At 67.2% G+C, this 22,660-nt stretch carries 22 protein-coding genes and 2 tRNA genes; 6 read left to right on the top strand and 18 right to left on the bottom strand.

Annotation, left to right across the window (positions count from 1 at the left end):
- Positions 1–39 precede the first annotated feature (39 nt).
- Positions 40–576, bottom strand: a complete 537-nt coding sequence (locus IEZ09_RS06620) for a DUF3558 family protein (RefSeq protein WP_189252638.1) — start codon at positions 574–576, stop codon at positions 40–42.
- Positions 577–729: 153 nt separating this feature from the next.
- Positions 730–1,440 (bottom strand): GbsR/MarR family transcriptional regulator, encoded by a 711-nt coding sequence (locus IEZ09_RS06615; RefSeq protein WP_189252637.1) that lies wholly within the window; start codon positions 1,438–1,440, stop codon positions 730–732.
- Positions 1,441–1,637: 197 nt separating this feature from the next.
- On the opposite strand from IEZ09_RS06615, the gene IEZ09_RS06610 reads away from it, so the two are divergent.
- Both IEZ09_RS06610 and IEZ09_RS06605 read left to right on the top strand, forming a co-directional pair.
- Complete coding sequence (locus IEZ09_RS06610) at positions 1,638–2,243, top strand: DUF4097 family beta strand repeat-containing protein (RefSeq protein ID WP_189252636.1); 606 nt, start codon at positions 1,638–1,640, stop codon at positions 2,241–2,243.
- A gap of 26 nt (positions 2,244–2,269) precedes the next feature.
- Positions 2,270–4,384: a S9 family peptidase gene (locus IEZ09_RS06605; RefSeq protein ID WP_189252635.1), complete on the top strand. Its 2,115-nt coding sequence runs from the start codon at positions 2,270–2,272 to the stop codon at positions 4,382–4,384.
- 71 nt (positions 4,385–4,455) lie between these two features.
- Here IEZ09_RS06605 and IEZ09_RS06600 read toward each other — a convergent pair whose 3' ends face one another.
- Positions 4,456–5,016, bottom strand: a complete 561-nt coding sequence (locus IEZ09_RS06600) for a putative glycolipid-binding domain-containing protein (protein WP_229812286.1) — start codon at positions 5,014–5,016, stop codon at positions 4,456–4,458.
- Positions 5,017–5,093: 77 nt separating this feature from the next.
- Positions 5,094–5,267, bottom strand: a complete 174-nt coding sequence (locus IEZ09_RS06595) for an antitoxin (RefSeq protein ID WP_189252633.1) — start codon at positions 5,265–5,267, stop codon at positions 5,094–5,096.
- A 189-nt stretch (positions 5,268–5,456) separates the two neighbouring features.
- Here IEZ09_RS06595 and IEZ09_RS06590 point away from each other — a divergent pair, with 189 nt between their 5' ends.
- Positions 5,457–6,770, top strand: a complete 1,314-nt coding sequence (locus tag IEZ09_RS06590; protein ID WP_229812285.1) for a BNR-4 repeat-containing protein — start codon at positions 5,457–5,459, stop codon at positions 6,768–6,770.
- A 67-nt stretch (positions 6,771–6,837) separates the two neighbouring features.
- Here IEZ09_RS06590 and IEZ09_RS06585 read toward each other — a convergent pair whose 3' ends face one another.
- Both IEZ09_RS06585 and IEZ09_RS06580 read right to left on the bottom strand, forming a co-directional pair.
- On the bottom strand, positions 6,838–8,046 hold the full coding sequence (locus IEZ09_RS06585) for a thioester domain-containing protein (protein ID WP_189252632.1): 1,209 nt from the start codon (positions 8,044–8,046) through the stop codon (positions 6,838–6,840).
- Positions 8,047–8,356: 310 nt separating this feature from the next.
- A complete protein-coding gene (locus IEZ09_RS06580) occupies positions 8,357–9,562 on the bottom strand; it encodes a DNA cytosine methyltransferase (RefSeq protein WP_229812284.1) in 1,206 nt (401 codons plus the stop codon).
- Positions 9,563–9,624: 62 nt separating this feature from the next.
- Here IEZ09_RS06580 and IEZ09_RS06575 point away from each other — a divergent pair, with 62 nt between their 5' ends.
- Complete coding sequence (locus tag IEZ09_RS06575) at positions 9,625–10,389, top strand: hypothetical protein (RefSeq protein WP_189252631.1); 765 nt, start codon at positions 9,625–9,627, stop codon at positions 10,387–10,389.
- Positions 10,390–10,396: 7 nt separating this feature from the next.
- Here IEZ09_RS06575 and IEZ09_RS06570 read toward each other — a convergent pair whose 3' ends face one another.
- Both IEZ09_RS06570 and IEZ09_RS06565 read right to left on the bottom strand, forming a co-directional pair.
- Positions 10,397–11,692, bottom strand: coding sequence for an ATP-grasp domain-containing protein (locus tag IEZ09_RS06570; protein WP_229812283.1), 1,296 nt, complete (start codon positions 11,690–11,692; stop codon positions 10,397–10,399).
- A gap of 318 nt (positions 11,693–12,010) precedes the next feature.
- Positions 12,011–12,217 carry a hypothetical protein gene (locus IEZ09_RS06565; protein WP_189252629.1) on the bottom strand — a complete coding sequence of 69 codons (207 nt, stop codon included), beginning with the start codon at positions 12,215–12,217 and terminating at the stop codon, positions 12,011–12,013.
- Between the two features lie 66 nt (positions 12,218–12,283).
- On the opposite strand from IEZ09_RS06565, the gene IEZ09_RS06560 reads away from it, so the two are divergent.
- The gene (locus IEZ09_RS06560; RefSeq protein WP_189252628.1) at positions 12,284–13,141 is read left to right on the top strand and encodes an NAD-dependent epimerase/dehydratase family protein; all 858 of its coding nucleotides are present in this window, start codon (positions 12,284–12,286) and stop codon (positions 13,139–13,141) included.
- Here the strand turns inward: IEZ09_RS06560 and IEZ09_RS06555 are convergent.
- Positions 13,086–13,997, bottom strand: a complete 912-nt coding sequence (locus IEZ09_RS06555) for a ribonuclease Z (protein ID WP_189252627.1) — start codon at positions 13,995–13,997, stop codon at positions 13,086–13,088. The genes IEZ09_RS06560 and IEZ09_RS06555 overlap by 56 nt on opposite strands.
- Before the next feature lie 23 nt (positions 13,998–14,020).
- Between IEZ09_RS06555 and IEZ09_RS06550 the strand changes: the two genes are divergently transcribed.
- Complete coding sequence (locus IEZ09_RS06550; RefSeq protein WP_189252626.1) at positions 14,021–14,842, top strand: serine hydrolase domain-containing protein; 822 nt, start codon at positions 14,021–14,023, stop codon at positions 14,840–14,842.
- On the opposite strand, the gene IEZ09_RS06545 is transcribed toward IEZ09_RS06550, so the two are convergent.
- From IEZ09_RS06545 to IEZ09_RS06505, 9 genes are all read right to left on the bottom strand, one after another.
- On the bottom strand, positions 14,826–15,152 hold the full coding sequence (locus tag IEZ09_RS06545; protein ID WP_189252625.1) for a hypothetical protein: 327 nt from the start codon (positions 15,150–15,152) through the stop codon (positions 14,826–14,828). The genes IEZ09_RS06550 and IEZ09_RS06545 overlap by 17 nt on opposite strands.
- A 22-nt stretch (positions 15,153–15,174) precedes the next feature.
- Entirely contained in the window at positions 15,175–16,002 is an 828-nt protein-coding gene (locus IEZ09_RS06540) for an SDR family NAD(P)-dependent oxidoreductase (protein WP_189252624.1), read from the bottom strand.
- A 432-nt stretch (positions 16,003–16,434) separates the two neighbouring features.
- Positions 16,435–17,640 carry a hypothetical protein gene (locus tag IEZ09_RS06535; RefSeq protein WP_189252623.1) on the bottom strand — a complete coding sequence of 402 codons (1,206 nt, stop codon included), beginning with the start codon at positions 17,638–17,640 and terminating at the stop codon, positions 16,435–16,437.
- Complete coding sequence (locus IEZ09_RS06530) at positions 17,637–18,917, bottom strand: hypothetical protein (RefSeq protein WP_189252622.1); 1,281 nt, start codon at positions 18,915–18,917, stop codon at positions 17,637–17,639. Before IEZ09_RS06530 ends, IEZ09_RS06535 begins: the two co-directional genes overlap by 4 nt.
- On the bottom strand, positions 18,914–19,243 hold the full coding sequence (locus IEZ09_RS06525) for a hypothetical protein (protein ID WP_189252621.1): 330 nt from the start codon (positions 19,241–19,243) through the stop codon (positions 18,914–18,916). Before IEZ09_RS06525 ends, IEZ09_RS06530 begins: the two co-directional genes overlap by 4 nt.
- Complete coding sequence (locus IEZ09_RS06520) at positions 19,243–19,767, bottom strand: YbaB/EbfC family nucleoid-associated protein (protein ID WP_189252620.1); 525 nt, start codon at positions 19,765–19,767, stop codon at positions 19,243–19,245. The genes IEZ09_RS06525 and IEZ09_RS06520 overlap by 1 nt, the downstream gene beginning before the upstream one ends.
- Positions 19,768–20,325: 558 nt before the next feature.
- Positions 20,326–20,401, bottom strand: a tRNA-Arg gene (locus tag IEZ09_RS06515).
- Positions 20,402–20,442: 41 nt separating this feature from the next.
- Positions 20,443–20,532 (bottom strand) — tRNA-Ser (locus tag IEZ09_RS06510).
- Between the two features lie 155 nt (positions 20,533–20,687).
- Positions 20,688–22,634 carry an acetoacetate--CoA ligase gene (locus tag IEZ09_RS06505; RefSeq protein ID WP_189252619.1) on the bottom strand — a complete coding sequence of 649 codons (1,947 nt, stop codon included), beginning with the start codon at positions 22,632–22,634 and terminating at the stop codon, positions 20,688–20,690.
- Between the last annotated feature and the right edge of the window lie 26 nt (positions 22,635–22,660).

Below are 22,660 nucleotides of genomic sequence, written 5' to 3'. Positions count from 1 at the left end.
GCTGGCTGGACGGCGCGGTGCGATCTGCATTCGGAGTTGTTAAGGCAGCTTCTGTGCGATCAGGTCGGCAGCCTTCGTTGCACGCTCGCAGGCGCCGGCCCTGTCTCCGGATCCAGCCCTCATGTTGGCGGTGACCGCTACAGAAGACGTCTCACTGACGGCGATCAAGATGGAGCAGTTGTCCTTGGAGCCGTCCTGGCCCTCCACCTTCACCCCGGTGAACTTGCCGACCTTGACGTCGGATTCCTTGTCTCCGTTGATGTTGAGGTCCTTCACGCCCGTGTCGATGTTGATGCCTGCGTTGAGGCCTCCGTTGCCGGGGATGATCCAGTCGCAGGTGTTGAAACCGACGATCATTGACGCCTCGCCCGGCAGCTTGAGTCCGAAGCTGAAAGCCTCCGACTCAGTGAGCAGGTCGCACGGCCTGAGCGACTTCAACTCGGAGGCATCGTCCGAGTTGCTCGTTGGTGTGCTGCTGCCGGTGGTCGGCGTCGGGTTTGCATTGCCAGGCGTGCCTGTGCAACCCGCGGTCAACGCAGAGAGTCCGATCAAGGTGGAGATGACGATGCGCTTCATGACTTCCCGTCGTACTTCTTGAGCGGATCGGCGCCGACCCTTGCCGCCGTCACTGCTTCTTCGGACGCAGAAGCCCCCGATTGCGCTCTGCGGTCGCTCGTGAGCTTACAGTCGTGCACCCATTTGGAGGTGTGTTGAGAGCTGTGAGCGCGTCTAGTCCTTCGGGTGCAGAATGTCGCGGGCCTGCTCGGCGGCCCGCACGATGCTCTCCGACACGAAGTCGAGGAACCGCGCGATGTTCTCCAGTCGCGTGGCGGCCGGGGTGCCGGACCCGAGCACGCTGACGCCCCCGCGCGCGGCCTCGGCGAGCTTGCTGGTGCCGGCCGCGCTGGCGATCATCGACTGGTACCAGATGTCGCCCTCGTCGACGACGTAGCGCTCGCGGCGGCCCTCCTGCACCCTGCCGATCAGGCCCTGACTCTCCAGGTAGGCCATCGCCTTCGAGACGGACGCCGGGCTGACCTGCAGGTGGCCCACCAGTTCTGACGCGGTGAGGCTGCCGGAGTCGGTGGCGTAGAGGCTGGCGAGCGCCCTCGCCGTCATCTTCGGCAGGCCCTGTGCCATGAAGATGCCGGCGAACGTCTCCTCGAACTCGCGCACCGCCTCGGGATCGCGGCCGTCGGCGCGTTCGGGTACCCGGCGCCCTCTCGGTGCGGCCTGCTTGCGGCGCTGAGCCCTGCGTTCGGTGGCGAGGTGGGCGAGGTCGGCCTTGTAGCCGGCGGGGCCGCCGTTGCGCATCACCTCGCGCGTGATCGTCGAGGTGGGCCGGTTCAGGCCTCGCGCTATCTCTGCGTAGGCCAGGCCGTCGGCGAGGCCGATCGCGATCTGGCGGCGTTCCTGCTGGGTGAGTCGACCTCCTGGCATGCCGCGACCATAGCGTTCAGCCTCATTCCATTGCAACGCTCTTGGCTGACCGTTGCGTTAGATCCACACCCGATTGCAACACTTTTGACACTCTGAACTGCGGATATATTGATCGAACGCAACAAGGTTGTTGGTGACTTCCGTGAACGCAACGTAGCTTTTCGCTCATCAGAAACAACGAGCCACAGGAGCCAGAGATGCAGAAGTTCGCCACCCCCGCCCCGATCACCGCCGTTCTCGACATCCCCGCGGGCCTCGTCCAGTTCATCGCCGCCGACCGCTCCGACACCACCGTCGAGGTCCGTCCCTCGAACACCTCGAAAAGCCGCGACGTGAAGGCCGCCGAGCAGACCGAGGTCGAGTTCGCCGACGGTGTCCTGCGGATCAGGAGCAAGGCCGGGAACCAGATCCTCGGCCCGTCCGGCTCCGTCGAGGTCACCGTGCAGCTGCCCACCGGTTCCGGTGTCGAGGCCAAGGCGGCCGCCGCGGAGTTCCGCGGTGTCGGCAGGCTCGGTGACATCGCCTTCGAGGCGGCGCAGAGCGACATCAAGATCGACGAGGCCGAGGGCCTGCGGGTGAGCACGCAGGCCGGTGACGTGACCGTCGGCAGCCTCAGCGGTTCCGCGGAGATCAGCACGCAGAAGGGCGACATCACCATCGGCGTCGCCGCCGGTCTCTCCGCCTCGCTGGATGCGGGCACCTCCTACGGGCGCATCCAGAACTCGCTGAAGAACGACGGCACCACCGACCTGACGATCCGCGCCACCACCTCGTACGGCGACATCACCGCTCGCAGCCTCTGACCTTTCCGAACACTGGGGAGAAAACGTTGAGCACCACCGAGAACTACCAGGCAGCAGAGAAGCTCCTCCGCCGCTCGGCCACCCCGGGCGAGCTGGTCGTCGGCGACAAGGTCCGTCCACAGTGGATCGAGGGCGGCGCCCGCTTCTGGTACCAGGTCCGCGACGGCGCCGATCGCCGGTTCGTCCTGGTCGACCCGGCGGCGGGCACCCGTCAGCCGGGCTTCGACCCCACCCCGTTCCTGCCGGCGCCTGGCAACCCGCTGGAGGTGTCCTCCCCCGACGGCAAGGTCGCGGTGTCCCGGCGCGGGGAGGACCTGTGGGCGCGTTCCGGTGAGCGCGAGTGGGCGCTGACCACCGACGGCGCGGAGAACCACGGCTACGGCTACGGCCCGGACTCCGGCAGCTACGGCACGCTGATGCGCAAGTTCGGCCTGCCGCACATGCCGCCGGCGGTCGCCTGGTCGCCCGACTCCACGAAGGTGATGGCCCACCGGACCGACCAGCGCGACACCCGCGAGACCCACCTGATCGAGTCCCGACCGGCCGACGGCAGCGCACCGCGGGTGCACACGCAGCGGTACGCCTACCCCGGCGACGAGCACATGCCGTTGGCCGAGCTGGTCGTCTTCGACGTCGCGGAAGGCACGATGGTCCGCGCCCGGACGTCACCGCTGCTCATGCCGGAGTTTTCCCCGATCATGCTCGGCTGGGCGTGGTGGGCGCAGGACAGCTCGGCCGTGTACTTCATCAGCAGGCCGCGCGACCAGCACTCCCTGACCCTGCACCGGATGGACGCCCGCACCGGCGAGGTCAGGGTGGTGCTGAGCGAGACCGGGTCCAACCGCATGAGCCCCAACCAGTGGATGTACGGCGCCCCGATCGTGCGCGTGCTGGCCGGCGAGGTGCTGTGGTTCTCGCAGCGCGACGGCTGGGGCCACCTCTACCGCTACGACCTGCAGACCGGTGAACTGCTCAACCAGGTCACGTCCGGTCAGTGGCTGGTGCGCGAGATCCTGCACGTCGACGAGGCTTCCCGGGTCGTGTACTTCACCGCGTCGGGTCTGGTCCAGGAGGACCCGTACCGCCGCACGGTGTGCCGCGTTTCGTTGGACGGCAGCGGTTTCGCCCTGGTCACCGACGACAAGCTGGACCACGTCGTCACCGTGTCGGAGAACAAGGCGTACTTCGTCGACTCGGCGTCCACTGTGGACACACCGCCGGTGACGACGGTCCGCGACTGGACCGGCCGCGTGCTGGTCTCGTTGGAACGCGCCGACATCACCCGCCTCGTCGAGACCGGCTGGACCGCACCGGAACGCTTCTGCGTCAAGGCGGCGGACGGCGAGACCGACATCTACGGCGTGCTGTACAAGCCGCGCGGGTTCGACCCGTCCGGCAGCTATGCCGTGGTGGACAACGTTTATCCCGGTCCGCAGGTCACGCGCGTCGACCCGTGCTTCGACCCCGGCGGCATGGGGCTGGACGCGGAACCGTTGGCAGCACTGGGTTTCGTGGTGGTCGCCCTGGACGGCCGCGGCACTCCTGGCCGCAGCAAGGCTTTCCTCGACCACTCGTACGGCCGCCTTGCCGACGCGGGCAGCCTGGAGGACCACGTCGCGGCCCTGCACCAGCTGGCGGAGACGCGTCCGTGGATGGATCTCGACCGCGTGGGCGTGATGGGCCATTCGGGCGGTGGCTTCGCGGCGGGACGGGCGATGCTGGCCTTCCCCGAGACCTTCAAGGCCGGTGTGGCGCTGTCCGGTTCGCACGACGCCCGGTGCATCGGGCTGGGCTGGGCGGAGTCGTGCGACGGCGCGGGCAACCGCGAGGCGTGGGTGCGCGCGTCCAACACCGAGATCGCGGACCGGTTGGAGGGCAAGCTGCTGCTGGTGCACGGCGAGCTGGACGACACGGCGCACCCGGACCACACGCTGCGGCTGGCCGACGCGTTGATCGCCGCGGGCAAGGACTTCGAGCTGCTCATCGTGCCGGGGGCCGAGCACCTGTTCATCGACAGGCTGGCCTACGTGCGGACGCGCTGCTGGGACTTCCTGGTGCGCACGCTGATGGGCGTGGAGCCGCCGGCCTACCGGCCCGCGCCGATCGTGATCGACCCGGAGGTGCTGGGAGAGATGGTCTAGCGACCGGCCCTCACGTCAGGACCGCCGACCACGCCTTGGCCGAGATGGGCAGGTGCGTGGTCGGCGCCGTGCTAGATCCGCTTCGAGATCAACGGGTAGTCGACGACGAGGCCGTTCTGGTCGACCTTGATGTCCTGCTCGAACCCACCGCTGCGGAACCGCACGACCGACTCCTCGGCGCCCACCGAGATCGTCTTGTAGGTCTGCGTCACGACCTTCACCGACAGGTCGGGCAGCGAGACCCACACGACCGGGAGGTCGTACTCGCCTTCCTCGCGGTGCAGGTTGAGGCGCCTGATCGGGATGGTGTTGAACAGGACCGCGAACTGGACGTCGACGTCGAGGGCGTCGTTGAACGTCTCGCGCTTGGCGCCCTGGCCGTGGTCGACGAGCCAGGCGCCGTCCTCGGTCCTCGACAGGGAGCACTGGCGCTCCTCGAGCACCGTCGCCGTGCGCAGCAGCAGGCGGGTGACCTGGCCGCTCTCGCCGACGGAGACCTCGAAGGAGGCGTTGAACTGCTCGTCGGGGCCCGCGGCCACCATGCGGCCGGAGGCGCGCAGGCGCTGGTCGCTCGACAGCAGCAGCCGCACCTGCTCCAGGCGTGGCTCGTGCAGGCCCTGCCAGGTGATCATCTCCGGCCTGCGGGAAGAAGGAGAGCGGGTCTCCCCGTTCGGGGTCGCCCGCCCTGCGTCAGTGGCGTTGAAGGAGTTCACTCTCCACCCGGAAGGATGTCTTTGATCTTCTCGGCGACCGAGTCGACCTGCTCTTCGTGACCGAACTTGCCTGCGACGAAATCAGCCGCAGCGTCCACGCCCTTGTCGACCTGCTCGTGGTGCTGCTCGGCGAGGTCCATGGCCTTGTTCTTGATCTCGTCGAAGTTCATGTGGTGCTCCTCCGCTCCTGACGCAGGGTACCCGAGACGACCCCGCGTGGTGATAGCCGCGATCACGCTAACTCCGCCTGGACAAGTCGGCTCGGCGACAACGATGATGGCCCCGCCGCCGCCTGGTCGGCCGCCGTCGCGGCCAGAACCAGGAGGACAAGCCACATGACACGGCTCCTGCGTGGAGTTATGTCCGCTGTACTGCTGTTGCCGCTCGTCGCAGTCCCTTCGGCCCACGCCACGGCCGACGTGCAGGGGAAGGCGAAGTTCACGGTGACGACCACGGCCACGAACGTCGCGGCCCGCAGCGACCGGCGCCCGGTCGCGGGTGGGGTGTACGACCGCAAGGTAGGGAAGACCTTCATCTCGTGGGCCGGCCAGTACGAGGACAGCTACGTCCAGACGTACGACCACCGCAAGGCCACCTGGTCCGCGCCCAACCGGGTCGCGGACGGGGACAAGGACTCGCACAACTACCCGACCATGGTGCAGGCGAAGGACGGGCACCTGCTGATCTTCCGCGGCATGCACAACGTCGAGCTGCGCATGTCCCGTTCGCCCCAGCCCAACTCGGCGGACGGCGTCTGGGAAGAGACGCTGATCTCGAAGAACGCGGCCACGTACCCGATGCCGTTCGTGACACGTGACGGCACGATCTACGTCTTCTACCGCGAGACGACCCGCGACCTCGACCACACGACGCCCACGGACACGCGTCCGATGCTCTACGTGGTGTCCAAGGACAACGGCAGGACGTGGAAGACCTCCACGGAACTGACCGGTGACCGGTTCGCGATCGGCTCGACCTCCCGCGCCGACAACATGAACGAGATCTACATCGGTCAGCTGCGGCAGGAGGACAACGGCCGCGTGCGGATCGTCTACACGCTCGCGGGTGGTGGCCCGGAAGGACACCTGCACGACCGGTACCACCGCAACATCTACTACACGTGGTTCGACCCGCGGAACCTGCACTTCTACTCCGCCTCGGGCCGCGATCTGGGCACCCAGATCGACGACGCCGACCAGGAGCAGCACCTGAAGGTCGCGGAGACCCCGCTGACGCTGCCGAACAACGTGAAGTCGCCGGACTACATCCAGCTCGTCGGCACGACGCTGGGCAAGCCGTTCCTGCTGTGGTTCATGGGCGACCCCGCCAACGGGCCGCTGCGCAACTACCTGTCCACCTGGAACGGTCGCGCGTGGGAGACCAAGGAGGTCGCACGGGGCCTGCGCACCCGTGAGATGGAACCGGTCGACCCGTTCACCTGGCGGGTGTACGCCACCGAGGACGGAAAGCCGAACGTGAACACCTACCTGGTGCGGTTCGGCTGCACGTGGACGCCGGAGACCGTGATCCCGACGGCGAAGCCGGTGCAGCGCGTCGAGGTCGTGGAGAACTTCCGCGATCCCGCACGGGCGATCTTCTCCGGCGCGTCTTCACAACGAGACGTCGCGATCGCCGACGGCGACATCAGCGTGGCCGGCATCAGCCGCCGATGAGGCGCTGAACGGCAAACGCCCCCAGGGCCGGCGCGGACCCTGGGGGCGTTCGTCTTGGGGGTGCTGATTACTCAGCAGCACCGGCCTTCTTGCGGCGCACCACGAACAGCGCACCGACACCGGCGCCGACGAGCACGAGACCACCGACGAGCGGCCACAGGATCGACGCACCGGTCGAAGCCAGGTCGTCAGTGCTGCCACCCGGAGCCGGAGCGGCCGGGGTGGTCGTGGTGGTCGGAGTCGTGGTCTCCGTCGTGGTCGTGGTGGTCGTCGTCGTGGTCGTCGTGGTCGGCACGGCGCCGGCCTTCCAGCTGGCCTTGGCTTCCTTCTCTACCTCGGCCTTCTGCGGCTGCGCGACGACGAGCGACTGCGCGACGTCGTCCGACTTCTCGTTGTGCGCGACGAAGAGCCTGCCCACCGCGATGTCGGCATTGGCCGAGAGCTTGAAGGCGGCCTGGCCGTCCGGCGTGCCCTCCGGCACGTTCACGTAGAACTTGGAGATGTTCTCGACACCCTTGACCGAGAGCACGTCGGACTTCTGCTGCACCTCGAGCGGCTTGCCGTCCTCGCCGACGACGGTCACACCCTTGGGCAGGTTCCCGGTCAGCTTGACCTCGGTGGCAGTGGTCTTGACCTCGAACGGGCCGAGCTTCTGGCCCGGCTTGCCCTCGACTGACTCCGGACTGATCGTCAGCGTCGGCTTCGGCGCGGCCTCCGGCGTGGCCTTCTCGACGAACTTCTTGTAGAGCTCGATGACCTGGGGGTCGTTCTTCTCGTTGCCGACGTCGAGGCCGAAGTTGTCCGAGAAGTGCCAGAGCGCGGCCTGCGTGGCGGCGATGACGTCTTCCTTGTCCAGGTCGTTGATCTTGAACTCTTCCTTGACGTCCTTCACCGACTTGTTCGGGTAGGACCGGTTCAGGATCCAGAGCACCTTGCCAGGGTTGTCACCCTTGAACTTGGTGTCCTTGCCGGGGTGCTTGTCCCAGTCCACTTCCTTGAGAACATCTTTGTCCTCAAGCGGGGTCGGCAGCTCAACGCAGTAGGCGAGGACGTTGGAGCGGTCCTTGTCGTCCTCGATGCGGAGCTTGATCACCGAGGTGGTCTCCTGCTTGAACTTCGGCTTTGGGTCGGCAGACTTCAGCCACACGTCGTGGCCACGCTCCTGACCACCGCGGTCCGGCGTGATCTTGACGTCGGCGTAGGCCGGGAGGGCCGAGAACGACAGGGCGGCAGAGGCGCCGAGCAGCGCCGCGCCGATCCTCAACCGGGAAGCCATGGGTCTCCTTGCTCGCTGAAGTTAGCCCGAACGCGGTGGGAAGACAGTTCGCCCGTCGGGACGGTCGGCACGTCGAGATCGACACTGAACCGACAGGAAGCGAGCGGACACTATCCGATCGAGTTACACCCGATGGAGTGAGGTATGGGGGCTACTACAAACCTTGTGTGACCAGCGAAAATCTACTCAGGGTGTCCACAGTGGATAGGTCCACGATGGATTCGATTTGTCAGGTGACGATAGATTCGTTGCCGAACAGTTATCAATTGCCGCGTCCCGCTACGGATGGCGGGCACGCGCGGTTCATCGATCACGCCACCATTTCGGTAACTTCCACCGGTCGAATGTCGCCGGGACGCAGAGAAGTGCCGCGCAGGCACATCTCGAGGGCTTCGGGGCGCCGACCTGTGAGGATCCACCGCGTCAGCCCTGCCAGCTGGTACGCGATCAGCGGCGGCACGGCGTCGCCGACGTGCCGGTAGGCGTTGCCCAGAATGGACACGTCGAACCTGAACTGCCGCGGAAAGCCCTGCAGCAGCGCCATCTCGCGGACCGTGCAGAGGCGGTGCTGCTCGGGGTGGGCATAACGGCCGTTGCCGACGTGGCCGCATTCGCGTTTGATCGTCCGCGCGGGTTCGTCCCACCACATCCGGCCGTACACGTCCGGGTGAGAACCCCAGTTCTGTTGTTCGACGATCTTGCGTTGTGCCGGATTCAACAACTCCGCGGTCTCCGGAGACCGCAGCAGATCCGCCCAGGAACCGCCGTTCGCAGGAATTGCCCGCATTCTTTCCAGGCTGCGGTCCTGAGAAAACGTCGGCGAGACGTGAATGGGGTCCTCCGGGTGCGCCTGGCCGGCCTCGACCGGGGGCAGCTTGCCGATCGCGCGGCGGACCGTGATGGCGGACGGGCGGACGACCCTGCCCTCCCAGAGGTCGTCCATCGTGAGCAACGGCAGGCCCGCGTCGACGGCCACCATCAGCGTTCGTTCCCGCAGCTGCGGCAGGCCGAACTTGGACAGCATGTGCGTGCCGCCCGCGACCGAGTAACCGATTCGGGTGAGTTCCTGCGCCAGGCTGTCGAAGTGGTGACGCTGCTTGCCCTTGACGAGCTCGCGGGCGTTCTCGACGAGCACGACCTTCGGCCGCAGCTCCTCCGCGTAGACCGCGATCCGGCCGACCAGCGAGTTCCGCGGGTCGTCGCGCACGTGGTTCTGCGCGGTGATGCGGCTGAAGCCCGAGCACGGCGGGCACGCCAGCAGCACGTCGAGCTGACCTCTGCGGAGCCCCCACACCTCCCGCAACGCCGCCGGGGACACCTTCGAGAGGTCGACCTCCAGCGGGTCGACGCCGATGTTCGCGCGGTACGTGTCGTTGCAGCGCAACGAACCCAGGCGCGAGGACGGCTTGCCGATCTGCGCGTCGGCGGCACCCACGACCCGGAAGTCGCGGTGGGCGTGGAAGCCGTAGCTCATGCCACCCGCACCCGAGAAGATGTCGGCCACCGAGAAGGACACCACGAGATCGTACGGGCGAGGCTCCGAGGAGCCTTCCCTGACATCCCGTACCTTTCCGCCCTATGGAGCTGCCGCGTGCCTGGCAACGGCCTGACCCGTTGCGCGGACTCGACAGGATTTCCTGGACCGAGGTCTACGACGGCCGGGGTGGCGCCGGTCGCGTGCCCCGTCTCCTGCGCTCCCTGATGGACCCCAGCGCGGACGTCCGCCTCGACGCTCTCTCCTCTTTGGCCGATCGACTGCTGACCGACGACACGGTCTCCGAGGCCTCGTTCTGCGCCGTGCCGTACCTGGTGGAGCTGGGGGCCTCGTACAAGGTCGCCGCCGATGTACGCGATCGGGTGATCTTCCTGCTCGCCGCCATGGCGTTGGCGGGCAAGGGCTTCACCGAGGACGGCCGGCGCACGCACCGCCGGTGGAACGCTCTCGGCCGGGAACTCCCCCGCACCGCGCCGGACTGGCTGACCCAGACCCGGCACGCCGTCTCCCAGGGCGCGCCGAAGATCTTCGAGGCGCTCGCGTCCGAACGGGTGGCGTGCCTCGTGGCCCTGGCGTGCGCGGTGCCGGAGAAGCTGCCCGCGTTCGTCGTGGGCCTGATGCAGGACATGATCGAGCTGCCGGGCGAGGAGATGCTCGCCGACGCCGCCGAGATCGCCGTGGCGCTGCTGAAGCGGTCGCCCGAGTTGATCGGGATGGACCTGCCCCGGCCGAAGGTGCTCGGCGAGGGGCTGGTGCGTCCTGCGCACCAGCCACGTGAGGTCGCCGCCGCCCTGATGGGCTACCGGTTCGCCCTCATCTCCGCGTACGGCGACGAGGGCGCCTGGTAATGCACCTCTAGGCGATCACGGCCTCTTCGATGAACTCCTGCTCGACCTGGGTCTCGTCCTCGACGGCGATCGCGGGCTCCAGGGCACCGAGGCCCGTCCCCCACTCCTGGTCCGCCAGCGCGAACGCCGCGACCGTCAGCGCTGCCACGGGCGCACCGACGGGCATGTTCTCGCGGTGCAGGTCGAGGTCCAGGCGGCCGCCGATCGGCGACGGGCTCAGGCGCAGCGTCGCGTGCGCGGGCTCGTCCGGGTGCGCCAGGCGGCACGCCCAGCCGGTGAAGATCACGCGACGCTCGTCGACCTGGGTCGGCTGCACGGCGCGCACGTTGGCGCCCACCGCGCCGGAGCGGATGTTGTCCGCTGCCTGCAGGACGAGCTCCTCGAACTGCATCGAGGAGATGCCGAGGTCCCAGCCGGCGACCAGGGCGACCTGGACGAGAGCGAGCGGCAGGGTCGGGACGGCGTCCTCGAAGCACACCATCGCACCGCCGTAGCGGGTGTTGATCTCGGTCGGCAGGAAGCCGTCCTCGGTCGCGATGCCGTCCAGCGTGAACGTGCCGCGGTAGCCGACGGTCTCGCGCAGGTGCTCGCCGACGCGGCGGGCCAGGTTGCGCATCTCGTCGCGGATCCACACGGGCGGGTCGTAGTAGGACGCGCAGCCCGCGTAGAGGAACTTGGCCTGGCCCTGGCGGCGCGGCACGACCATCTCGATCGGGCGCAGCACCGCGGTGCCGTCGGGGAACACGATGCCGTGCACGCTCACCGGAATGCCTTCCAGGAACGGCATCACGCGCACCTGCTCGCACTTGGGCGCGAGCACCTCGAAGGCCTCCTTTGCCTCCTCGTACGACCGCACGCGGCGCACGAAGTTGGCACCACCGTTGATCGCGGGGCCGTCACCCGACCAGACGACGCCGGCGCCGCGGTCCAGGATCTCCGAGGCGCCCCAGAGACGTTCGAAGTCGAGGTCGAACACCATCGCGGGCGCGCGGCGAGCGGACAGCTCGTCCCAGAGCGCGTCGATGGTGGTCTTGTTCTCGAGCTCGACCCACTTGCGCTGGCGCGCGTTGAGCACGGGACGGCCCTGGAACGTGTCGATCTCGTTGTACGGGGTGCTGATCACGAGGGCTTCGGCCTTCGGGTCGAAGTCCTTGAGGATCGCGCGCACCTCGGCGCTCGGCTTGGTCAGCAGCTTGCCGAGGCGGCGCTGCTCGACCGCGACGAACCCGCCCTTGATGCCCAGAGACACCCAGCGGGCGATCTCCGAATCATGCAGCGGGGCATGGTCGTCGGTATCGAGCACGAGCGTATGGCGAGCACCGAGCGCATGAAGCTCATGCGCACGCTTCGCCAAACGCGTGCCACCGGCCAGCACGACCAACCGGTCACCGAACAACCCGCCCAAGCGCTCGTTGAGCGCTGCGAAGACATGATCCATCGCCGAGAACCCGCTTTGAGAAGAAGCAGAAGGATGCGACCGGCGATCGCCGGGTGACGCGTAGCGTAGAGCCACCCGGTATGTGTGTCGAAGCACGGTCCGGCAACAGCCGGATGAATCTTGCGACGGGCCCGCTTTCGCGGGCCTCACGGCAAGTGGATCAGTCGTTGATCTGCGTGCGCCCTAGGCGCGCGCCGCGTCCCGGAGGACCTGGTCAACGCGGTTGAGGAAGCTGCGCTTGGGGTTGATCGCGGGAAGCGGAGCGGTGAGCTCGGCTGACTGAGGCGCGGGTGCGACTCCCACGATCTCAGCCACGTTGCGCAGGAACTCCTGCCGCTTGAACTCGTGCACGGCGACGTCGTGCAGGAGTCCGGCGATGCTTGTGTGCACAGCGCGATGGGGGTAACTCACTCGTGTGTTATCGGCGCAACCCCGGTCGACCTTTAGGGTCAACTTGTGCGAGTTCTGGTGACCGGTGCGACGGGGTACGTGGGCCGTGCCGTGGTGCGTGAGCTGCAGGTTCACGGGCATGAACCCGTTTCGTCGCGTCAACGGCTCTCCGAGCCGTTCGGGTCGATCGACGCCGACGCCGTCATCCACCTGGCCGGTCTCGGCCGCGTGCGGGAGTCTTTCGAAGATCCGCTCTCGTACTACGCGGTGAACGTCGGCGGCACGCTCAACCTGCTGCAGGCGTTGGAGGGTCAGCGATTCCTGCTCGCGTCGACTGCGGGCGTGTACCGGCCCTCGGATCTTCCGCTGACCGAGGAATCTCCTCGGGAACCGTCGTCCCCCTACGCCGCTTCCAAGGCCGCCGCCGAGGACCTGGTGGCGTGGGCGGCGCGGTCAGGACGGATCGGGGCGACCACTCTGCGTCTGTTCAACGTCGCTGGAGGTGGTGACACCGACACCACTCGGGTGATCACGCGTGCCGTGGCCGCGGCCGCCGGTGCCGTGCCGGGGATGGAGGTCTACGGCGACGGGACGGCCGTGCGCGACTTCGTGAACGTGCGGGACGTCGCGTCCGCGTTCGTCGTGGCGCTGGAGGCCTGCGCGGTCGGCGAGTCGGCGGTCTACAACGTCGGGGCCACGCCGGCGTCCGTCCGGGACGTCCTCGGTGCCGTGGAGGAGGTCTCCGGGCGGTCCGTGGACGTGACGTGGCGACCGGCGCATCCCGGTGAGGTGCGGTTCCAGCGGGCCGACGTGTCACGGCTGCAGGCGCTGGGGTGGAAGCCCTGCCACTCGTCGCTGCACGAGATCGTCAGCGACCAGTGGCTCGCTTCGGCACCGGCACCCGATCGAGGTCCCTCGCGATGACGATCTCGCCGTCGAACTCCACCGCCGCCTCGGCGTGGAACTCGGCCGGGTTCTCGTAGCGCTGGGAGAAGTGGGTGAGGACGAGCTTGCGGACCCTGCAGTCCCGCGCGACGCGGGCGGCCTGCTGCGCGGTGAGGTGGCCGTGGTCGCCCGCGAGCTTCGTGTCGCGGGCCAGGTAGGTCGACTCGATGACGAGCAGGTCGGCCTGGTCCGCGAGCTCGTAGACGTTGTCGCAGAGCCTGGTGTCCATGACGAAGGCGAACCTCTGGCCCTTGCGCGGCTCGCTGACGTCTTCGAGCCTGACGCCGTTGAACACGCCGTCCTGCTGGAGCGCGCGGACCTGCGGGCCGTGGATGCCGTGCTCCTTGAGCTTGTCGGGGAGCATGCGGTGGCCGTCGGGTTCGACCAGGCGGTAGCCGAAGCTGTCGATGCCGTGGTCGAGCCGGTACGCCTCCAGCCTGCCGAACTTGCCCTCGGCGACGAGGCCGTCCTCCGCCACGGGCTCTTCCTTGACGTCCGCGGCGTCGTAGAAGGCGCTGGCGTAGCGGAGGCGTTCGAAGAAGTGGGCGCCGGACCGCGGGAAGTGGGCGTGGACGGTGTGCGGCACCCGGTCGAGGCTGAGCCGCTGCACGATGCCCGGCACGCCCAGGCAGTGGTCGCCGTGGAAGTGGGTGATGCAGATCCGCGTGATGTCGCTCGCAGCCGCGCCCGACCGCAGCAGCTGCCGCTGCGACCCGTCGCCGGGGTCGAAGAGGAAGCCCTCGCCGTCCCACCTCAGCAGATAGCCGTTGTGGTTGCGCTGGCGCGTGGGAACCTGGCTGGCCGTTCCCAGGACGATCAGTTCCCGGACTGTCACCCCCTGACGTTAACGTCTGTCCCATGCAGAGCGTGGAAGTGGCGGCGTCGTGGCCCGCCTCGAACGTCGCGGTGGCCGTGGTCTCGTCGGGCGCTGTGGTGGGCTCGTTGGGCGATCAGCAGCGCGTGTTCCCGCTCGCGTCGGTGACGAAGCTGCTGACGTCCTACGCGGTCCTGGTGGCCGTCGAGGAGGGCGCGGTCGAGTGGGACCAGCCGGCCGGGCCTCCCGGTGCCACCGTGCGGCACCTGATCGCGCACACCGCCGGGTACGCGTTCGACAAGCCGGAGGTGCAGGCCGCGCCGGGGACTCGCCGGATCTACTCGAACGCGGGCTTCGACGTGCTGGCCTCGTTCGTGGGCGACGCCTGCGAGATGCCGTTCGCCACGTATTTGCACGAGGCCGTTTTCGCGCCGCTGGGAATGAATTCCTCGGCATTGGTCGGCTCGGCGGGCGCCGGTGCCGAATCCTGCGCCGCCGACCTGGCGTTGTTCGCCGCCGAGTTGTTGTCGCCGAAACTGGTTTCCGCGGAGCTGGTGCGCGAGGCGACTTCGGTGGTGTTTCCCGGCCTGAACGGCGTTCTGCCCGGTTACGGCATGCAGAAGCCGAACGACTGGGGTCTCGGTTTCGAAATCCGTGATGGCAAGTCACCGCACTGGACTGGACTTTCCTTCTCGCCCAGGACGTTCGGCCACTTCGGGCAGTCCGGCACGTTCCTGTGGGTCGACCCGGACATTTCCGCGGCCTGCGTCGCGTTGACGGATCTGCGTTTCGGACCGTGGGCGGTCGAGGCGTGGACGCCGTTCTCCGACGGCGTCCGCGCCGAACTGGTCAGTCGGCGAGCCTGAGGGCCAGCTGCCGGAGGATCTCCTTCACGTCGGCGTCCTCGCAGTCGTTCTCGTACGCCTGCGCGACACCGCGGAAGGCGTAGAGCAGCCCCGCGGTGAACCACCCGAACTGCGACAACACCTGGTCCATCGCCTGCTTGAGCGCCTGCGCGCCGGCCTCGTTCAGGTCGCCGTCGACCTTGACCTCGTAGCTGAACACGCCCTCCTGCAACGTCTTGAGGGCAGTGCGCAGGTAGTCGTTGGACTCGTCGGCGTCGTAGGTGAGCGTCAGGACGCCGAGCGCCCGCTGCATGATCTCCCGCTGCTCCACGCGGCCACTCTGCCCGGTCGCGTCACCGCGCGACACCCCAACGCACCCACGCGGGGTCCTCGGGCTCCAGCTGCCGTTCGAAAGCCTCGGCGATGCTGTCGACGTCCCACTCGTCGTTTTCCAGGACAGGTCCCTTCGGGCTCGTCTGCCCCATGACGTGCAACGCCCCGTTGGCAAACCGGATGAGCTGCCCGGTGATCTTCGCCGCGTGGTCGCTGAGCAGGTACGTGACGAGCGGCGCGATCGTCTCCGGCGGCCCACTCGGTACGGCCTTGGTGTCGGCGACCGACATCCGCGTCGACGCGATCGGGCACACGGCGTTGACCCGGATCCCCTTCTCCTGCAGCTCGGCGGCCGCACCAGCCGTGATGCTCGCGATCGCCCCCTTGGACGCGCTGTAGGCCACGGCCGCCGGCTGCCCGACCATCGCGACCGACCCGAGGTTGACGATCGACCCGCGCCGCATGCTCTGCACGGCCGCGTTGGTGCAGTAGAGCGTGCCGAGGACGTTGATCTCGATGAGCTCGCGCATCCTCGCGGGGTCGTCCTGCCCGAGCTCGGCCTGGTAGCGGATGCCGGCGTTGTTGACGAGCCCGTCGATCCGCCCGAACGCCGCCGTGCAGGTGTCGACCGCGGCCTGCGCCTGCTCGGGATCCTGCACCGGCCCAGGGCTGACGACGGCCTTGCCACCCTGGAGGGTGATGAGATCGGCAACCTGCTTGGCGAGCCGCTCGTCGACGTCGTTGATCACCACTGCAGCCCCGTTGTGGGCTGCGTGGGTGGCGAACGCCCGACCCAAACCCTGCCCGGCACCGGTGACCACCACGGCCTTACCCGCCAGAATCGCCATCCTTCGAGTGTGGCGATTCAGACCGTGTGAGCGGTCCGTCGCGTCGGCGAATGGCCTCTGTCCGCGCCGAACGGCGTACGTGGTGCGACGACCGGTCATGCAGATTTCTTCATATGTTTCCGCAGATCAACCACTGTGGAATCGTTTGCCGCCCGCCTCCGTCAGCAGTAGAAAACGGTGGCTTGCTCACATTGCCCCTCTAACAACCGGCCACCCGCGTCACCCGACCGAGTGGTCTCGATCAGCCTGCCTCAGTGACCAGGCGGCCAGAGCATGGCGTCCGCATCATCAAGTGCTACTCGGACGAGTACGTCGAAGGTTTTGATCCGGTCTCTGCCGCAGACCTGACCGAAATCAACCACTGGCTGGCTGAGCGCCAAGCTCACTAGCGCCGCGTACCTCGTTCCTCGAAGTAGTCACGACGGCCATGGCTCATCGTCGTCGCTTCTTCTTGCGGCTGCCGGAGCCGGGCACAGTCTCAGTCTTCGACCTAGCGGGAGGTTCGGGGTATGCCTCGATGTAGTACTGCCCTTCCATGAACCTCAAGAAGCTCTTGACCACCGAGCGATACAGGAAATACAGGAACCCGATGGAGGCCACAGCGAGAATCACGACGTTCCAGGGGTTCACGACGCCGTCCACGACGTAGAACTGTTTCTGCAGCTTCTTCGATCCGCTGATCAGGGACATCACCATCCCGGTCAGCATGAAGGACGGCATGAGCAGGAAGGCCGCCACCGGGATCATGCCGTAGGGCCGGTAGTCGGTGCGGTAGTGGACGCCGGTGCGGCGTTGAGTGCGGGAGAGTGCGTTGGTCCTCCGGGCACTGCTTTTCCTGCGCCACTCGTCCTCGGCGAGTTCGTTCTCGTCGACTTGTGCGCCAGCTGATCGAACTTCGACCGCACGGAGCACGGTGCGTGCGACCCGATCGGTGACCGGCACGAGCAGTTCGCGCGCGGTGCCGACGATGTGCAACGCGGGCCCGGGAGTCACGTCGAACTCGCGTGCGTTCGCCTGCGGCGTGCCGGAGTACACCAGCACCTGGCAGACCGTCTCCCGTTCGACGTTGACCAGCTCGATCGACCGAAGCGCCTGCCACGGCACCGCGATCACGTCACGTGACCGCTTCCGGCGGGACGTCAGGCTGTCCAGTACCAGCCGATCTTCCCGGACACACAGACGTGCCTTGAGACCTCGGGTTGGGAACGGGATTTCCAGCCGCGACGCGAGCAAGCCAGCGGTGACGGGCCTGGTGGTGACGAGCACGACCGCTTCGCCCAGCGTCCAGCACACCACGCCCAGCCCGGCCGCGACGACCAACGCGATCGGCCTGCCTCGATCAACCGTGATCTGCAGGCCCTCGAACACGGCGCTGAACAGACCTGGGAACGTGGCCCAGCGACTCCAGATCCGCCACATCGGCATGCGACGGCGATGCCACCACAGCCCGGTGACCGTGACCGCCCAGAACGCGATGCCCCCGGTTGCCATGTCGCGAACTCCGAGCGGCTGCACCGAACTCCGAGCGGCGAGGACGTTCTCCCATTCCGCGAGTCGTGCTGCCACCACCAGCGTGAGAACGGCGCCGAACACGATCAGCAGCAGCCCGGCCGTCCTGCGAACGAACGGTTCGATCACAGGTCGCCTTCCAGGCGTTTGAACGGGCCCGTTTTGCCGACGTTGCCGCGTTGCTCCTCCCAGTAGCGGCGCCAGGCTTCGTCTTTCTCCTCCTGCTTGACCTGACCGTCCGCCTCGCGATGCGTCTGGTCGCTCCACTCCTGAACCACCGCGTTACCGAGAATCTTGGGATACTTCGGAACACCCGTGGGCCCAACTTCGCGTTCGAGCATGTCGTTTGCGTTGTCCAGGCGAGGATCGTCTGTGCCCATGCGTTCGCGCAGGTTGCCAGTGCGGGTGCCGACCAGCGAGTCGATCGCTTCCTTCCTGTCACCTTTGAGCTTCTCGCCCTGCTCGCCGAGTTCTCTCAACAGCCTGGCGTCGTCGGCGTCGAGCTTGCCGGCCTGCGCCTTCTTCGCTGCGTTCAACGCCTTGTTCGCGTGTTTCACCGCGTCTCGGTTGTAGTTGGTGACGGTCTTCTCGAGGTTCTTCGTCGTGCCCTTGAGCAAGTTGCGCGAGTTCTTGGCCTCGTCGGCAACCTTGTCAAGCTGCTTGACGACCTTGCTGATCTTCTTCGCGTTCTTGCCCGCGGTGATCGCGCCCTGGGCGACCGTGTCAGCGATGAACGCCGCCTCCGAAGCACCGAACGTGACGGGTGCGAGCGCGGTGGCGGCAGCGAACTTGATGATCGTGTTGGAGATGAAGGTCGCGATGGCGTCCCGGATCGCGCCACGAACCACACCCACTGCGGACGCGGCCACAGTCATCGCCTGTGCGGCGGAAGTGGCATGGCTGGCGCCCCCTGCCACGACGTTCGAGAAGTCCTGCACAGCCTTGCGATAGCCGTCGATCGCCGTGCCCTGTGCGCCGGACAGCGCACCGAGCGTGTTCATGTACTTGTCCGCGGTCTCCTGCATGCGCTTGGCGATGTTGTTCCACGTCGTGGCGATCGCGTTGACGGCGTCCGGGTCACCCGCCACGAAGTCGAGCGCCTCCTTGATGAACGCGATGTGCTCGATGAGCCAGCCGATGCCCGCGGACAAAAGGCTGCCGAGCGGATTGGTCACGAACCCGAGCAGATCCATACCGAAGCCGGCAAGGTCGCCAAGGGCGGCGGTCCAGTCGCCCTTGGCCGTGTCGTAGATCAGGTTCGCGGAGCTGCTGAAGATGCCGGCCGCATCCCAGGCCTGGGTGGGACTGTCGAAGTTGGAGAACCCGGCCAGGTCTTCTGCTTTGAACTCCTCGGTCGCCTTGAGCGGGTTCAGCTCGCCGATGTTCTGGGGCTTGTCGTCACTCACGGCTTCGCTCCGTCAAGGTCCTCCCGCAGTTTCTGAAACATCTGCGCCATGGCTTCTTCCTGATCGGCGTAGGTCTTGCGCATGTCGCCGAACCGCTCGATCAGTGCGTCGCCCGCCTTCTTGACCGCGTCGACGTATTCGCTCGCTTCCTCGGTCCAGTTGTTCATCAGAAGGGCGAAGAGCTGACCCGCCAGACCCCAGGCTTCGAGGTTCCCCACAGTGTTCGCCCCTGCCGCCTTGGCGTCCGGAAGTCCCGCGATGAGCGCCTTGAGCTCACGTTCGTGAACCACGAGGGCTTGAAGATCCACCTGGTAGCCGTCGGACATCACCAACCACTGTCCTTCTTGAGGATGCCGCGCTGGTCGAAGTCGGTGTCGTCGTCCTCAACCGGCCGACGCGCGGGCCGGGGCGGAGGAGCGGGCTGCGTTGCCGCCGCGTCCTGCTGTTCGTCGTTGAGGACGAACTGACGCTGCGGCGCAGGCTCGATGGCCTCGTCCTCGGGCACGTCGATCGTTGGGATCTGTTCCTGGACGAAACGCATCGCGTCGCTGTTGTCGCCGATGACCGGTGCCATGATCGTGGCAATCTGTCCGACGGCCTGCGCCTGGGCGCGCTTCGCCGTGGACATCACCACAGCGGCCAAACGATCCTTCGGCAGATCGTCGGCCTTCGCACCGAACGACAGGCTCAACAACGCGCCGCCCGCACTGACGCTCACGGTCACCGCACCGTCGGAGCTGGTCGCGGTGCCGGTCAGGCTCGCGATCTGCGCCTTGGCTTCCTCTGCGCGTTCCAGTAGCGCGGCCGTGCGCTGCTCGTAGTCGTCGAGTAGCTGGTGTGGATCGGTCATCGAGCCCCTCACAACGAGATCAATGTGTCAGCGGCGTGCCGCAGCCAACCGGTGACCCACCGGTGCTCGCCGCACAGCGAACTGCGTCTGCGTCATTGGTTCCAGAGTGTGCCCGCGACATCAGCGGCCGTCTTGCTGATCGTCTCGGCAACGAAGCTGATGCTCTTGCCAACGCCCGTGGACGTACCCTCGCCCGCGTCTTCAGCCATGACTTTCCGCGCTCCTTCGTCCCTCACCCCGTAGGCGATGATGCAGAGCAGCGGTTCCACTGTCAGGCGAAGTCGTCACTCTGAGAGGCGGGCGGTTTCACTCAGTAGTCGAGGGCCGGTATGGAGCGGCCAAGCTCGCGCTGTTGGGCCACAGCTCGATCACCGTGATGAGCGACACATACTCGACGGAGCTGCCGAAAGTCGCGAGAAGCGCGACCGAGGCGATTGCGGGACCTCGTCAGCAGGAGGACCGGGGGCCGATGGGCACACAACGGCTCGTGCTCACGTCGGCAACGACCGAATAAACCCGAGAAACAAAACAAACCCGCTGCTAGCAACGGGTTTGATCTGGCGCGCTCGACAGGATTCGAACCTGTAACCTTCTGATCCGTAGTCAGATGCTCTATCCGTTGAGCTACGAGCGCAGGTCTTCAATTATAACCGATCCCCTAGAGGCTCGGCCTTGCGGAGGCTCCGGGATTTGAACCCGGGATGGGGGGTTACCCCAAACCGCATTAGCAGTGCGGCGCCATAGACCAGACTAGGCGAAGCCTCCCGGGACCATCCTTGGCCACGACGCATAGGTTACACAGGTCCCCAACCGAGTTGCAAAACGCCCCCCTCTAAGCACCGAACGCGCTGGTCAGGGCACGTGCGGAGGCCTTGAGAGGGGCGTTAAACGCCTGTTCACCGCGGCGGGAGTGACCTAGATCATCCCGAGGCGAGTTCCAGGAACGGTTGGAGGGACTCGGGATTGCGGAGGGCGCCTCGGCTGACGGCCTTCTCCGGGTCGACGCCGGCGAGGATCTTCTTCACCGGGACCTCGCACTTCTTGCCGTTCAGGGTCCTCGGGATCTCGGCCACCGCCACGAAGCGGTTCGGGACGTGGCGCGGGGACAACGACGAGCGCAATTCCTGGCGCAGCAACGGTTCCACGTCGGACAGCGAAACGCCGTCGAGGACGACGAAGCAGAGCAGTTCGCCCTCGGTGACGCCGGACGTGTCGATCACCAGGGAGTCGACGACGCCCGGGATCGACTCGACGACGCGGTAGAACTCCGAGGTGCCCATGCGGACGCCGCCTCGGTTCAGGGTCGAGTCGGAGCGGCCGTAGATCACCGCCGAGCCGCGCGGGGTGATGCGGATCCAGTCGCCGTGGCGCCAGATTCCCGGGTACGTGTCGAAGTACGCGTCGCGCAGGCGGGAGCCGTCCTCGTCGCCCCAGAAGAAGACCGGCATGGACGGCATGGGCTTGGTGATCACCAGTTCGCCCACCTCGTCCTCCAGCGGGGTGCCGGCCTCGTCGAACGCGTAGACGGCGGCGCCGAGGGCTCGGCAGGAGAGTTCGCCCAGCCACACCGGGCGGTCCGGGGAGGCCGCCACGAAGGCCGTGCAGAGGTCGGTGCCGCCGGAGACCGAGGCGATCTGGACGTCCTTGCCGACGGCGGAGGCGATCCAGCGGAAGCCCTCTGGCGTCAGGGGGGCGCCGGTCGAGCCGACCACGCGCAGGGCCGTCAGGTCGTAGCGGGAGGACGGGTCGAGGCCCTCCTTCAGGCACGACTGGACGTACGGGGCGGAGGTGCCGAAGTAGGTCACGCGGTGTTGTTCGGCCAAGTGCCACAACGTGTTCAGCGACGGGTAGGCCGGGCTGCCGTCGAACAGGACGATCGTCGTGCCCACCAGCAAGCCGCCGACCAGGTAGTTCCACATCATCCAGCCGGTGGTGGTGAACCAGAAGAAGCGGTCGCCGGGGCCGAGGTCGCTGTGCAGGGCCAGCATCTTCAGGTGCTCGACCACGATGCCGCCGTGGCCCTGGACGATGCCCTTGGGCAGGCCCGTGGTGCCGGACGAGTAGAGCACCCACAGCGGGTGGTCGAACGGCACCGGCGTGAACTCCAGCGGCGCGCCCTCGTTCGCGGAGACCAGGTCCGAGAACGACAGGGTGTCCGGCAAGGTCGCGCCGTTGTCCAGGTAGTCGATCAGGACGGTGGCGCGCAGCGACGGGATCTGGGAGCGGATCTCCTCGACGACCGGGCGGCAGTCGAAGGACCGTCCGTTGTAGACGTAGCCCGACACGGCGACGAACACCACGGGCGAGATCTGGGTGAAGCGGTCGGCCACGGCTCGCGCGCCGAAGTCCGGGGAGCAGGACGACCACGTGGCGCCCAGCGAGGCGGCCGCCAGGAAGGCGATCAAGGCCTCGGGGGCGTTCGGGACGAGGGCCACCACCCGGTCGCCCTGCGAGACGCCCAGAGAGACCAGGGCGGCCCGGAAAGCGGCCACTCGGGAACGCAGGGCGCCGAAGGACAGCGACGTGGCGAAGCCGTCCTCGCGGTGGAAGATCACGGCGAGGTCGTCGTCGGCGCCGCGGCGCAGGGCGTGCTCGGCGTAGTTCAGCGTGGAGCCAGGGAACCACCGGGCGCCCGGCATGTCCGTGGAACCCAGCACGCGCTCAGGGGCGGTGTGGAACCGGACGTCGAAGTACGAAGCTATGGCGCCCCAGAACCCCTCGAGGTCGGAGACGGACCACTCCCACAGCGACTCGTAGTCGGGGAAGTCGTGGCCCCGCTCGGAGCGCAGCCACGAGCGAAAGGCGGTCATCCCGTTGTCCCTCGTGGGGTCGGGGCGCCACAGCAGTTCGACGTCGGTGTCGGTCATGCCCCATGTCTAGTTGAGGCGCAACC

The organism is Lentzea flava (assembly GCF_014648475.1).
In the GTDB taxonomy this organism is placed as follows: domain Bacteria; phylum Actinomycetota; class Actinomycetes; order Mycobacteriales; family Pseudonocardiaceae; genus Lentzea; species Lentzea flava.
The sequence above is the reverse complement of the archived record's forward strand: the minus strand, read 5'-3'. Positions and strand labels throughout refer to the sequence as shown.

Excerpts from the sequence above, each read along its gene's own strand:
- IEZ09_RS06615 (WP_189252637.1), bottom strand. The coding sequence starts at position 1,440 with ATGCCAGGAGGTCGACTCACCCAGCAGGAACGCCGCCAGATCGCGATC.
- IEZ09_RS06575 (WP_189252631.1), top strand. The coding sequence starts at position 9,625 with ATGGAGCTGCCGCGTGCCTGGCAACGGCCTGACCCGTTGCGCGGACTC.
- IEZ09_RS06590 (WP_229812285.1), top strand. The coding sequence starts at position 5,457 with ATGTCCGCTGTACTGCTGTTGCCGCTCGTCGCAGTCCCTTCGGCCCAC.
- IEZ09_RS06550 (WP_189252626.1), top strand. The coding sequence starts at position 14,021 with ATGCAGAGCGTGGAAGTGGCGGCGTCGTGGCCCGCCTCGAACGTCGCG.
- IEZ09_RS06600 (WP_229812286.1), bottom strand. The coding sequence starts at position 5,016 with ATGATCACCTGGCAGGGCCTGCACGAGCCACGCCTGGAGCAGGTGCGG.
- IEZ09_RS06620 (WP_189252638.1), bottom strand. The coding sequence starts at position 576 with ATGAAGCGCATCGTCATCTCCACCTTGATCGGACTCTCTGCGTTGACC.
- IEZ09_RS06525 (WP_189252621.1), bottom strand. The coding sequence starts at position 19,243 with ATGTCCGACGGCTACCAGGTGGATCTTCAAGCCCTCGTGGTTCACGAA.
- IEZ09_RS06505 (WP_189252619.1), bottom strand. The coding sequence starts at position 22,634 with ATGACCGACACCGACGTCGAACTGCTGTGGCGCCCCGACCCCACGAGG.
- IEZ09_RS06610 (WP_189252636.1), top strand. The coding sequence starts at position 1,638 with ATGCAGAAGTTCGCCACCCCCGCCCCGATCACCGCCGTTCTCGACATC.
- IEZ09_RS06595 (WP_189252633.1), bottom strand. The coding sequence starts at position 5,267 with ATGAACTTCGACGAGATCAAGAACAAGGCCATGGACCTCGCCGAGCAG.
- IEZ09_RS06540 (WP_189252624.1), bottom strand. The coding sequence starts at position 16,002 with ATGGCGATTCTGGCGGGTAAGGCCGTGGTGGTCACCGGTGCCGGGCAG.
- IEZ09_RS06585 (WP_189252632.1), bottom strand. The coding sequence starts at position 8,046 with ATGGCTTCCCGGTTGAGGATCGGCGCGGCGCTGCTCGGCGCCTCTGCC.
- IEZ09_RS06520 (WP_189252620.1), bottom strand. The coding sequence starts at position 19,767 with ATGACCGATCCACACCAGCTACTCGACGACTACGAGCAGCGCACGGCC.